Genomic DNA, 11,579 nt, shown 5'->3' on the forward strand with positions numbered 1-11,579 from the left:
GGTCAGGCCTGGGCTGGGGTTAGCAGGGCGGTATTCGCTGAAAGTGTCAGGCCAGGGCCCGGGTCTACTGTCACCCGGCGCATGTGCCGACGCTGTCCCGGATAGTCATTCAGGGCGTAGTGCCAGACCGAGCGGTTGTCCCAGAAGGCCACGGCGCCCGGCGACCAGCGGAACCGGCAGGTGAAGGCCTCGCTACGGCAGTGGTCGAACAGGAAGTCCAGGAGGGGCTTGGACTCCCGCTTGCTCCAACCCTCGAATTTCGTCGTGAAGGCCGGGTTCACATAGAGCGCCTTGCGGCCGGTTTCCGGGTGGGTGAGGACCACAGGGTGGATAAACTCACCTACTGCGCCCTCAGCCTCGACGACCTTCATGGAGGCGCGCTTCTGGGCGGAGTGGCCGCTGGAGGAGTATTCCCGCCCGGCGGAATGGACGGCATTCAGGGTGTCGAGGGTCGCGCGCAGGGCAGGTGTCAGGGCCTCATAGGCCGCCGCCTGGCTGGAGAACAGGGTGTCGCCACCCCAGTCAGGGAGTTCGATGGCATGAAGGATTGACCCAATGGCCGGGGTTTCGAGGAAACTCATGTCCGAGTGCCAGCCGCCGCCGAAGTTTGTCTTGTCGGAGGGCTCCTTGATGATCTCCATGACCTCTGGATGGTCATCCATGCCCGATACGTAAGGATGGATGTTCAGGGGGCCAAAGCGACGGCCAAAGGCGGTCTGCTGGGAGGGTGACAGGGCCTGATCCCGGAAAAAGATCACCTGATGCTCAACAAAGGCGGCACGGATCTGGGCGACGACGTCGTCAGACAGTTGCTCGGAAAGGTCGACGCCGGAGATTTCTGCGCCCAGCGCCCCGGCGACCTTCCGGATCTTGATCTTCGACATATTGCGGCTCCCTGAACGACGAACAGTCCGGGAGATAACCGCATGCCCGGGGCCGCGTTTCAATAGTTGCAGGCGTGGGAGGGGTCCGGGGCCCCGATAGCGCTCCAGCCCCTGCAATGCTAAGGCGCCGGCGATTTGGGGGATTTTCGATGACGGCGACGGCGCTTTCCTGGCGGCATGCCCTGCTGGCCTTTGTGGTCGTGGCGATCTGGGGCAGCAATTTCGTGGTCATCAAGGTGGCCCTGGCGCATCTGCCGCCCCTGACCTTTGCAGCCCTGAGATTTGGACTGGCTTTCTTCCCGGCGGTCTTTTTCTTCAAGCGCCCGGAGGTCCCGCTTCGCAATCTGGCGGCCTATGGCATGCTCATCGGGATCGGACAGTTCGGTGTCCTCTATATCGCCATGGGTCATCAGATCTCGCCGGGTCTGGCCTCTCTGGTGGTTCAGTCCCAGGCCTTTGTGACCATTGGGCTGTCCGTCTGGCTGACCGGTGAGCGGGTCCGGGCCTTCCAGGTGGCGGCCCTGGCCCTTGGCGCGGCTGGCCTTGGGGTCATCCTGACGCACACCGACGCCACGACAACGCCTCTTGGGCTTGGCATGGTCCTGTTCGCCGCGGTGTCCTGGGCCCTGGGTAATACGGTCCAGAGATCGACCCCGGGGGTCAGTTCCCTGTCCTTCGTGGTCTGGTCGAGCATTTTCGCCGTTCCGCCGCTGATCGTTCTGGCCCTGATGTTCGACGGCCTGCCAGCCATCCAGCGGGGGTTGGTCAATGCTGACCTGGGCACCTGGGCCGCTGTGCTCTGGCAGTCCCTCGGCAATACCCTGGTCGGCTATGGCGCCTGGGGGTTCCTGTTGGCGCGGTATCCGGCGGCGACGGTTTCGCCCTGGTCCCTGCTCGTGCCGGTCTTTGGAATGGGCGCCTCGGCCGTCCTGCTTGGCGAGGCCCTGCCGGTCTGGAAGCTGGCGGCGGCCGGGCTGATCCTGGCCGGGCTGGCGGTGACCGTTCTGGGGCCGCGGATCTGGGCCGCCAAACCTGCGACCTGATCGCCAAGGCGGATGACAGACGGGGGGCTATTCGGTAAGGCCGGACGCACAGGAGATACATCCATGAACACCGAACAGGTCCTCGACGAATTCCGCGGCGCAGGCGCCCTGCGCGAAGGTCACTTCATCCTGTCCAGCGGGCTGCATTCCGGCACCTTCCTGCAGAAGAACCTGGTCTTCCAGTATCCCGACCGGACCGAGCGCCTGTGCAAGGCCCTGGCGGAACTTATCACCCAGACCGTGGGCAAGGTGGATGTCTGCATCTCGCCAGCGGTAGGTGGTATCATTCCCGGCTATGAGACCGCCCGACACCTGGGTGTTCCCTCGCTCTATGTCGAGCGGGAAGGGGGCGAGTTCAAGCTGCGCCGAGCCTTCTCGATCGAGCCCGGCGCCCGGGTCGCCATGGTCGAGGACATTGTCTCCACCGGCCTGTCGTCCCGGGAATGCGTCGACGCCATCAAGAAGGCCGGCGGTGAAGTTGTGGTTGCGGCCTGCCTGGTGGATCGCTCTGGCGGACGCGCCGATCCCGGCGCACCTTTCATCGCCCTGGCGCGGCTGGATGTCCCGGCCTATCCCGCAGACCAGCTGCCGCCGGAACTGGCCGCCATTCCGGTGGAGGACCCCGGCAGCCGGAGACTTTCCAAGTGAACAGGCTTCGTCTGGGCGTCAATATCGACCACGTCGCGACCATCCGCAACGCACGTGGGGCTGACTATCCTGATCCTGTCCGCGCCGCGGAACTGGCCATGGCCTCTGGCGCAGATGGCATTACGGCCCACCTGCGTGAGGACCGCCGCCATATCTCGGACAGCGACATCGAGTCCCTGGCGCGGGTAACCCGCAAGCGAGGCATTCCGCTTAATTTCGAAATGGCCGTGACGCCTGAAATGGAAGCCATCTGTCTGGCTCATCTCCCCCATGTAGCCTGTCTCGTACCCGAGAGGCGTGAGGAAGTGACCACGGAAGGCGGGCTGGATGTTGTTGGTGGGCATAACCGCATTGCCGGCTCGGTCCGCAGGTTCCTTGACGCCGGCATCAGGGTGTCCTGCTTTGTGGATGCAGACCTGGCCCAGATCGCTGCGGCGAAATCCGTCGGCGCACAGGTGGTCGAGCTGACGACGGGCCCCTATTGCGACGCCGTGCGCGAGGGCTCGCCTGAGGCGCCCCGACTGCTCAAGATCCTGCATGAGGCCACAGAAGAGGCCACGCGATTGGGGCTTGAGGTCCATGCGGGTCATGGAATTGACTATGAGACGGTCAGCGCCATCGCCGCCATTCCTCAGGTGATGGAGCTGAACATCGGGCACTTCCTGATCGGCGAGTCGATCTTTGTCGGCCTGTCACCCGCTATTGCCCGCATGCGCCTGTTGATGGACGCTGCCCGGGCCGAGGTTGCGGCGTGATCGTCGGCATCGGCTCTGACCTGTCAGATATCCGCCGGATCCAGGGCAGTCTGGACCGGTTCGGGACACGGTTCACCAACCGGATCTTCACCGAGCTGGAGCGCAGCCGGTCGGACCGGAAGACAGACCCTGCGTCCAGCTATGCCAAGCGTTTTGCGGCCAAGGAGGCCTGCGCCAAGGCCTTGGGGACCGGCATGCGGGCCGGGGTCTTCTGGCGGGACATGGGGGTGGTGAACATGCGTTCCGGCCAACCTACCATGGCCTTGACGGGCGGCGCCCTGACAAGATTGAACGCCATTACGCCGGAGGGGCATCGGCCAGTCATCCATCTGTCCCTTACGGATGACCACCCCTATGCCCAGGCCTTCGTGATCATCGAGGCGCTTCCGCTCTAGGCTCCCGGCCTTTCTGAATGTTCACTCGCCAGAATTACCGCAGCATCGTATGCAGCGGCTGATTTGATTTCGTCCGGCTGGCCGGATTGACCAAGGACCTGTCTATGTCTGAAGCCGCGCCCGCTACTGATGCCACCCAGGAAACCCCGGAAGTCAACGAGACCTGGGAGATCATCAAGACGGTCGCCATCGCCCTGCTGATCGCGCTTTTCCTCCGGGTCCTGGTGTTCCAGCCCTTCACGATTCCCTCAGCCTCAGAGGAACCGAACCTCTATGAGGGGGACTATGTGCTGGTGACGAAGTTTGACTATGGCTGGTCGAAGCACTCCATCCCGCTCAGCCCGCCGCTGTTTTCCGGACGGGTCTTTGGCAGGGCGCCCGCCCGGGGAGACATCATCGTCTTCAAGCTGCCGCGGGACAACAAGACCGATTACATCAAGCGGCTGATCGGCCTGCCCGGTGACCGGGTCCAGGTTCGCGACGGCCTGCTCTACATTAATGGCAAGGAAGTCCCGCGGACGGTGACAGCCACGATCGAGGAAACCGGCGGAACCGAGTCGATAATCCCGGTGCAGCGGGTCCAGGAAACCCTGCCTGAGGGCCGCAAGATCATGACCAATGACTTCGGGACCAACTACCCCCTGGACAATACCGAGGAGTTCACGGTTCCGGCCGGAAACTACTTCTTCATGGGCGATAACCGGGACAACTCAGCTGACAGCCGACTTTCAATTTATGATGGCGTCGGCATGGTGCCGGAAGAGAATCTGGAAGGCCGGGCCCGGTTCGTGCTTGTTTCCTGGAAGAAGGGCGCGTCTCTGTTCAAGCCATGGACCTGGGTGCTGGATCTGAATTTCAGCCGTTTTGGTCGGGTGGTGCACTAGGGTCAGCCTGCGACTTGCCGCAGACAGGTCTAGCCGCTAGCTAAGGGCGAGGCCTTGGCCTGCTTGAGCCACGCGGACCCTTTCATGACATCCAACCCGACTTCTGAAGAGGACGCCGCGCCGCCGGCAGCCCTGAAGGAACTCGCGGAGATCGTCTGGACCATAGGTCTGGCCCTCATCCTTACCCTGATCCTGAAGGTCCTGATCTTCCAGCCTTTCACCATCCCCTCAGCCTCCATGGAGCCGAACCTTCTGGAGGGCGACTACATTGTCGTCTCGAAGTTCTCCTACGGGTTTTCGCGACACTCCATTCCCTTGAGTCCCCCCGTCATGACCGGAAGGATTTTTGGACGTGAACCCCAGCGTGGGGATGTGGTCGTCTTCAAACTGCCCAGGGATGGCCGGACGGACTATATCAAACGGTTGATTGGCCTGCCCGGTGACAGGGTCCAGATGAAGGGCGGGGTGATCTATCTGAACGACGCCCCCGTTCCGCGCCGATCCCTGCCCACGGTGATGATGGATTCCGGTTATGGCTTCACCAGGAGCGTCGAGCGGTTTGAGGAAACCCTGTCCAATGGCCGCAAATACGTGACCTATGACTACGGAAGCGACGGCGACCTGGACAATACGGCGGTGTTTGTCGTGCCGGCCGGGCAATATTTTGTCCTTGGCGACAATCGCGATAACTCATTGGACAGTCGGGTTCCCAACGCCATCGGGGTCGGGTTTGTCCCGGCCGAGAACATAGTGGGCAAGGCGCAGGTGATCCTGCTTTCCTGGAACAAGGGCGCCTCATTGCTCGAGCCATGGACCTGGTTCACCCATGCCCGTCCTGATCGCTTCTTCCGGTCCCTGCGATGAACCGCCGCGCCCAGGCTGTTGCGGACTTGCAGGCCAGGATCGGTCACCAATTCGCCGATATGGAACTGCTCGAACGGGCATTGACCCATTCCAGCGTCGGCAATGGTGGAACGAAGATCCGCGATAATGAGCGTCTAGAGTTTCTCGGCGACCGGGTGCTGAACCTGCTGGCCGCCGAGCAGCTGACCGAGGTCCGGCCTGCGGCGCGGGAGGGCGAACTGTCCCGTTGCATGAACCAGCTGGTCAATTCCCATACCTGCGCCCGGATCAGTCGCAATATCGGCCTGCGCGACGCCATGCGCGTTGACGCCAGCGCCAGCAAGGTCGGGGCCCGGGACAGCGACCGGGTCCTGGGCGACGCCTGTGAGGCGATTATGGCTGCGCTCTACCTGGATGGCGGACTTGAGACGGCCCGGCTCTTCTTCCGGCGGTTCTGGGCTGACGAGTTCAATGAGCTTGATGCCCCCCAGAGCAAGGATTCCAAGACCTTGCTGCAGGAATGGGCTATGGGACGCGGCTTGCCCGCCCCGGACTATGTGGTGGTCGACAGCCAAGGACCCTCCCACGCCCCGATTTTTACCATTGAAGTCCGACTGCCCGGTTTTGACGCCGAGACCGCCAGGGGCGGTTCCAAGCGTGAGGCCGAGAAGGCTGCGGCCGCTTTGATGCTTGCCAAGAGAGAACTCGAACCATGACCCGCGCCGGCTTCGCCGCGATCATCGGCGCGCCCAATGCGGGCAAGTCGACCCTGACCAACCGACTGGTGGGGGCCAAGGTCTCCATTGTCACCCAGAAGGTTCAGACCACCCGGTTTCCGGTGCGCGGCGTCGCTATGGCCGGAGAGGCCCAGATCGTGCTGGTGGACACCCCCGGTATCTTCTCGCCCCGCCGCCGGCTGGACCGGGCCATGGTGCGTTCGGCCTGGGGCGGGGCTGATGAGGCCGAGGTGGTGGTCCATCTGGTGGACGTGCAGGCCGAGCTGTCGGTCGGCGACGGGTCCGCCAAGGCGGCGGACAAGCGGGCCGTCATAGATGTCGAGACCATCATTGAAGGCCTGAAGGCCTCCAACAAGCAGGCGATCCTGGCCATCAACAAGATCGACGGGGTCAAGCGCGAGCGCATGCTGGCCGTGGTTCAGCGGCTGTTCGAGACCGGCGTCTATTCCGAGGTCTTCATGATTTCGGCCGCCGATGGGGCTGGGGTAGACGACCTGAAGGCCCGCCTTGCAGACCTGATGCCCGAGAGCCCCTGGCTCTATCCGGAAGAGCAGACCGCTGATTTGCCGGTGCGCCTTCTGGCGGCTGAAATCACCCGGGAAAAGATCTACCTGCGTGTCCACGAGGAGCTGCCCTATGCGGCGGCGGTGGAGACCACCTCCTTCGAGGAGCGCAAGGATGGCTCTGCCAGGATCGAGCAGACCATCTATGTGGAGCGCGAGAGCCAGCGCCCAATCGTTCTGGGCAAGAACGGCCAGACCCTGAAATGGATCGGCCAGAAGTCCCGCGAAGAGTTGATCGAGCTTCTGGACAGGCCCGTACACCTCTTCCTGACGGTCAAGGTCGACGAGACCTGGGCCGACAAGCGCGAGTTCTATGGCGACATCGGTCTGGACTTCGACGTCTAGGGCCGCCGCATGGAATTCCAGGACGAGGCCTATGTTTTGTCCGCCCGCGCCTTCGGCGAGACCGGGGCCATTGTCGAATTCCTGACGGCCCATCATGGCCGCTATGCGGCGCATGTGGCGGGCGGTGCATCCCGGCGCATCAAGCCCTTCCTGCAGGCCGGCGCCCGGGCCTTGATCCAGTACCGCGCCAGGGTTTCCGAGCAATTGGGCGCAGCGACCCTCGAGCCGGTGGGGGAGGGGCCATCAGCCCTCTTTGATGATCCTCTGGCCCTAGCAGGGCTTTCAGCGGCCGCTGCAGTGGCGTCTGCAGCCCTGCCGGAACGTGAACCTCATCCCGGCGCCTTTCTGGCCTTTGAGGCCCTGTCATCAGCCCTGGCCTTTCCCGACATCTGGCCAGCGGTGTTTGTGCGCTTCGAAGCGGGCCTGCTGCAGGATCTCGGTTTTGGTCTCGACCTCTCGAAGTGCGCTGCGACCGGCCTGGTGGACGATTTGATCTATGTCTCGCCCCGAACAGGTCGCGCGGTCAGCCGGGAGGCTGGAGAGCCCTACAGGGATAAGCTGCTGACCCTGCCGCCCTTCATGCTGTCCTCGCAGTCGGGACTGGCGCCAGGGGATGTAGGCGCGGGTCTTGCCCTTACGGCCCACTTTCTGGAAGCCTTTGTCTTCGGGCCCCTCAACCGGCCTTTGCCCCCGGCGCGCTTCTGGTTGATCGACAAGCTGACCGACGCCCAACGCCTGTGACGTAAGCGCCGGAGCCCGCTAAGACGGAAGCTGAAACCTCGGTCTGATTCGATATGTCCAAACCCCTGCTTCCGCCGTCGGACGGCGACGGCGACCGCATCATTGACGAACCGCTCAGCGACGCCCTCTCACGGCGTTACCTGGCCTATGCCCTGTCGACCATTACCGGGCGGGCCCTGCCTGACGTCCGTGATGGTCTGAAGCCGGTCCACCGCCGCCTGCTGTTCGCCATGCGCCAGCTGAGGATGGATCCGAACACCACCGCCAAGAAGTGCGCGCGGGTTGTCGGCGACGTCATCGGCAAGTTCCACCCTCACGGCGATGTGGCTGTCTATGAGGCCCTGGTGCGCCTGGCCCAGGACTTCGCCCAGCGCTACCAGCTGGTGGATGGCCAGGGCAATTTCGGCAATATCGACGGCGATAACGCCGCAGCCATGCGATACACCGAGTGTCGTCTGACCGTCGCGGCCCAGCTGTTGCTGGATGGTATTGATGAGGACGCCGTCGACTTCCGGCCAACCTATGACGGGGAAGACGAAGAGCCGGTGGTTTTGCCGGCCGGTTTCCCGAACCTCTTGGCCAATGGTTCGAGCGGCATCGCCGTGGGCATGGCGACCTCGATTCCGCCTCACAATGCCGCCGAACTGATCGACGCCTGTCTTGTCCTTCTGGATAACCCGCAGGCCTCGACCCTGGACCTGTTGGAGCACGTTCAGGGTCCGGACTTCCCCACAGGCGGCATTGTCGTCGAGCCCAAGGCTTCAATGGCCGAGACCTATGAGACCGGTCGGGGCGGGGTGCGCCTCAGGGCCCGCTGGTCCAAGGAAGACAATGGTCGCGGGACCTATCAGATCGTCATCACCGAGATTCCCTATCAGGTGAAGAAGGCTGATCTGGTCGAGCAGCTCGCTGAACTGATCGAGGCCAAGAAGGCGCCCCTGCTGGGGGATGTTCGCGATGAGAGCGCCGAAGACGTGCGCCTGGTCATCGAGCCCAAGAGCCGCAATGTCGAGCCTGAGGTCCTGATGGAGAGCCTGTTCAAGCTCTCCGATCTCGAAACCCGGTTCCCGGTGAACATGAATGTGCTGAACGCCCGGGGCGCACCCGGCGTCATGGGTCTGAAGGGCCTCCTGCAGGCCTTCCTCGATCACCGTCGCGAGGTTCTTGTCCGCCGCGCCCGGCACCGGCTGGCCAAGATCGAGGCCCGGCTGCACATACTGGATGGCCTGGTCATCGCCTTCCTCAATCTGGACGAGGTGATCCGCATCGTCCGCTTCGAGGATGAGCCCAAGGCCAAGTTGATCGAGACCTTCGATCTCAGCGACATCCAGGCCGACGCCATTCTCAACACCCGGCTGCGGCAACTGGCCCGGCTGGAGGAGATGGAACTGCGCCGGGAGCATGCAGAACTGGCGGAAGAGCGGGACGGCCTGCTCAAGATGCTGGGGTCGGACCGGCAGCAGTGGAAGCTGGTGGGCGTGGGGCTGAAGGATGTCCGCGCCATTCTTGGGCCGGATACCCAGGTCGGGCGCCGCCGGACCACCTTTGAAGACGCTCCAACGGTGGATGCTGACGCGGCCATTGAAGCCATGATCGTGCGCGAGCCGATCACCATCATCCTCTCGGCCAGGGGCTGGATCCGCGCCGCCAAGGGTCGTGTGGAGGACCCTTCAGAGCTGAAATACAAGGAAGGCGACAAGCAGGGCTTCGTGGTCCCTGCCGAGACCACCGACAAGCTGTTGATCCTGGCATCAGACGGTCGGTTCTTCACCCTGCCGTGCGACAAGCTACCTTCAGCGCGGGGCCATGGGGAGCCCGTGCGCCTCATGCTCGATCTGGACGACAAGACTGACATCGTCGACGTCTTCACCCACAAGCCTGGCGCCAAGCGCGTTCTGGCTTCGAAGGAGGGCTATGGCTTCCTGCTCCCGGAGGACGAAGCCATCAGCTTCCGCCGGGCGGGCAAGCAGGTCCTCAGCGTTGGCGCCAAGGGCGCCGCCTTCGCCCTGCCGGTCGCGGGCGATCATCTTGGCGTCATCGGCGATAACGGGAAGATCCTGATCTTTCCCCTGGATGAACTGCCCGAAATGGTCCGTGGCAAGGGCGTGAAGCTGCAGGCATACCGCGAAGGCGGCCTGCGTGACGCTGTTGTCTTCAAGGCGGAAGACGGGGCCACATGGATCGACACGGCGGGCCGTACAAGGGTCTGGACCGAATGGAAGGACTGGTTGGGTCGGCGGGCCTCAGCGGGCAAGATCTCGCCCAAGGGCTTCCCGACAAACAAGAGATTCCGGCCCAAGCCGGGCAGCTAGGCGTGATGGTGTTTGCCAGCTAAGCTTTGGCCGAATTCAAGTTCCAGGTCGTATTCGTATATTTGATGGGGGGATTTTTCATGACGCGTCGTTTCCGGTTGCTGGCCAGCGTATTTGCCGTCGCCAGCCTGACACTTTCCGCGCCTGCTGTTGAAGCCAGGCCGGCCGCAAAGGCCGCACCAGCTGCGCCCATGGCGCCTGAAGCGGTCGGCTTTGATTCAGCGCGGCTGAAGAAGCTGGACGCCGCCATGGCCAAGGTTGTCGCAGACGGACGGGTTTCGGGAATGACCACCCTTTTGGTCAGGCATGGCAAGGTCGTGTCGTTCAACACCTACGGAAAGTCCGACATCTCGACCGGCGCAGCCACCCGGAAGGACGACATTTTCCGGATCTATTCCATGACCAAGCCACTGACCGGCGTGGCCATGATGATCCTGTTTGAGGAAGGCAAGTGGAAGCTGGACGACCCGGTGACCAAGTTCCTTCCCGAGCTGAAGGACCTCAAGGTCATGACGGCCCTGGACGAGAAGGGCAATATCGTCACGGTTCCGGCGACCCGCGCCCCGACCATGCGGGAAATCATGAGCCATACAGCCGGCTTTGGTTATGGCCTTGGGGACAAGCATCCCGTGGACAAGCTCTTCCGCGAGCGCCGGGTCCTTGGGTCATCGGGCATGAAGGAACTGGTGACCAGGGTCGCCGACATCCCACTCATGTTCCAGCCGGGGACAAACTGGTCCTACTCGGTTTCGGTGGACCTGCAGGGCGCGATCGTCGAACGGATTTCAGGTCAGAAGTTCGGGGATTTCCTCGGTGATCGCATCTTCAAGCCGCTGAAGATGACCGATACCGCCTTCTACACCGGCCCGGAAAAGGCTTCCCGCCTGGTCGCGCTCTATATGACCGACCCCAAGACCTACAAGATGGTCCCGGCCAGTGAGCTGTTTGGCAATCCTCCGCCCGACTACACCAAGCCGCCAGCCATGGAGTCCGGCGGCGGTGGCCTGGTTTCGACGACTGCCGACTATGGCCGATTTGCGCAGATGATCCTGAACAAGGGTGAGCTGGATGGCGCACGCATCCTGTCCCCGGCCGCAGTGGAGCTCATGGGGACGAATGTCATTCCTGAGAGCGTTCTGGTGAACACCAATGGCACCAGCGGCTCACGGTTCAACAATTCCGTGGGCTTTGGTCTCGACTTCATGGTGGTCAATGATCCGCGCAAGGCCGGAAGCCTGACCGGAAAGGGTGAAATGAGCTGGGGCGGCGCCGCTGGCACCTGGTTCTGGGTCGATCCGACCAATGACCTCTATTTTGTCGGCATGGTCCAACGCCTTGGTGGAACCGGCGGCGAGGACCTGGGGACCCAGGCCCGGACCCTGACCTATCAGGCTCTGACCCACCCGGAGAAGTAAATCGGGACGACAAG

General features: G+C 63.0%; 12 protein-coding genes. 11 read left to right on the top strand and 1 reads right to left on the bottom strand.

What is annotated here, in order from left to right:
* Window positions 1-2: 2 nt before the first annotated feature.
* Window positions 3-884, bottom strand: coding sequence for a taurine dioxygenase (locus tag CFE28_08885; protein ID OYU70098.1), 882 nt, complete (start codon window positions 882-884; stop codon window positions 3-5).
* Between the two features lie 149 nt (window positions 885-1,033).
* Here CFE28_08885 and CFE28_08890 point away from each other — a divergent pair, with 149 nt between their 5' ends.
* The 11 genes from CFE28_08890 (at window position 1,034) to CFE28_08940 (ending at window position 11,565) form a co-directional block, all read left to right on the top strand.
* The gene (locus CFE28_08890) at window positions 1,034-1,927 is read left to right on the top strand and encodes an EamA family transporter (protein ID OYU70099.1); all 894 of its coding nucleotides are present in this window, start codon (window positions 1,034-1,036) and stop codon (window positions 1,925-1,927) included.
* Window positions 1,928-1,990: 63 nt separating this feature from the next.
* Window positions 1,991-2,575: an orotate phosphoribosyltransferase gene (gene pyrE / locus CFE28_08895; GenBank protein OYU70100.1), complete on the top strand. Its 585-nt coding sequence runs from the start codon at window positions 1,991-1,993 to the stop codon at window positions 2,573-2,575.
* Complete coding sequence (locus CFE28_08900; GenBank protein OYU70101.1) at window positions 2,572-3,330, top strand: pyridoxine 5'-phosphate synthase; 759 nt, start codon at window positions 2,572-2,574, stop codon at window positions 3,328-3,330. Before pyrE ends, CFE28_08900 begins: the two co-directional genes overlap by 4 nt.
* Window positions 3,327-3,725 carry a holo-ACP synthase gene (locus CFE28_08905; GenBank protein ID OYU70102.1) on the top strand — a complete coding sequence of 133 codons (399 nt, stop codon included), beginning with the start codon at window positions 3,327-3,329 and terminating at the stop codon, window positions 3,723-3,725. Before CFE28_08900 ends, CFE28_08905 begins: the two co-directional genes overlap by 4 nt.
* A 104-nt stretch (window positions 3,726-3,829) precedes the next feature.
* Window positions 3,830-4,609, top strand: coding sequence for a signal peptidase I (lepB, locus tag CFE28_08910; GenBank protein OYU71635.1), 780 nt, complete (start codon window positions 3,830-3,832; stop codon window positions 4,607-4,609).
* Between the two features lie 84 nt (window positions 4,610-4,693).
* Complete coding sequence (gene lepB / locus CFE28_08915) at window positions 4,694-5,473, top strand: signal peptidase I (GenBank protein OYU70103.1); 780 nt, start codon at window positions 4,694-4,696, stop codon at window positions 5,471-5,473.
* On the top strand, window positions 5,470-6,168 hold the full coding sequence (gene rnc / locus CFE28_08920) for a ribonuclease III (protein OYU70104.1): 699 nt from the start codon (window positions 5,470-5,472) through the stop codon (window positions 6,166-6,168). The genes lepB (CFE28_08915) and rnc overlap by 4 nt, the downstream gene beginning before the upstream one ends.
* Window positions 6,165-7,097 carry a GTPase Era gene (locus CFE28_08925; protein ID OYU70105.1) on the top strand — a complete coding sequence of 311 codons (933 nt, stop codon included), beginning with the start codon at window positions 6,165-6,167 and terminating at the stop codon, window positions 7,095-7,097. Before rnc ends, CFE28_08925 begins: the two co-directional genes overlap by 4 nt.
* Window positions 7,098-7,106: 9 nt before the next feature.
* Entirely contained in the window at window positions 7,107-7,838 is a 732-nt protein-coding gene (locus CFE28_08930; GenBank protein OYU70106.1) for a DNA repair protein RecO, read from the top strand.
* A gap of 53 nt (window positions 7,839-7,891) precedes the next feature.
* The gene (gene parC / locus CFE28_08935) at window positions 7,892-10,150 is read left to right on the top strand and encodes a DNA topoisomerase IV subunit A (protein ID OYU70107.1); all 2,259 of its coding nucleotides are present in this window, start codon (window positions 7,892-7,894) and stop codon (window positions 10,148-10,150) included.
* A gap of 65 nt (window positions 10,151-10,215) precedes the next feature.
* The gene (locus CFE28_08940; protein ID OYU70108.1) at window positions 10,216-11,565 is read left to right on the top strand and encodes a serine hydrolase; all 1,350 of its coding nucleotides are present in this window, start codon (window positions 10,216-10,218) and stop codon (window positions 11,563-11,565) included.
* Window positions 11,566-11,579 lie beyond the last annotated feature (14 nt).

Source organism: Alphaproteobacteria bacterium PA2 (assembly GCA_002256425.1).
Classification (GTDB): domain Bacteria; phylum Pseudomonadota; class Alphaproteobacteria; order Caulobacterales; family Caulobacteraceae; genus Phenylobacterium.

Coding starts and splice junctions, on each gene's coding strand:
- CFE28_08885 (OYU70098.1), bottom strand. CDS start 884: ATGTCGAAGATCAAGATCCGGAAGGTCGCCGGGGCGCTGGGCGCAGAA.
- CFE28_08890 (OYU70099.1), top strand. CDS start 1,034: ATGACGGCGACGGCGCTTTCCTGGCGGCATGCCCTGCTGGCCTTTGTG.
- pyrE (OYU70100.1), top strand. CDS start 1,991: ATGAACACCGAACAGGTCCTCGACGAATTCCGCGGCGCAGGCGCCCTG.
- lepB (OYU71635.1), top strand. CDS start 3,830: ATGTCTGAAGCCGCGCCCGCTACTGATGCCACCCAGGAAACCCCGGAA.
- lepB (OYU70103.1), top strand. CDS start 4,694: ATGACATCCAACCCGACTTCTGAAGAGGACGCCGCGCCGCCGGCAGCC.
- rnc (OYU70104.1), top strand. CDS start 5,470: ATGAACCGCCGCGCCCAGGCTGTTGCGGACTTGCAGGCCAGGATCGGT.
- CFE28_08925 (OYU70105.1), top strand. CDS start 6,165: ATGACCCGCGCCGGCTTCGCCGCGATCATCGGCGCGCCCAATGCGGGC.
- CFE28_08930 (OYU70106.1), top strand. CDS start 7,107: ATGGAATTCCAGGACGAGGCCTATGTTTTGTCCGCCCGCGCCTTCGGC.
- parC (OYU70107.1), top strand. CDS start 7,892: ATGTCCAAACCCCTGCTTCCGCCGTCGGACGGCGACGGCGACCGCATC.
- CFE28_08940 (OYU70108.1), top strand. CDS start 10,216: ATGGGGGGATTTTTCATGACGCGTCGTTTCCGGTTGCTGGCCAGCGTA.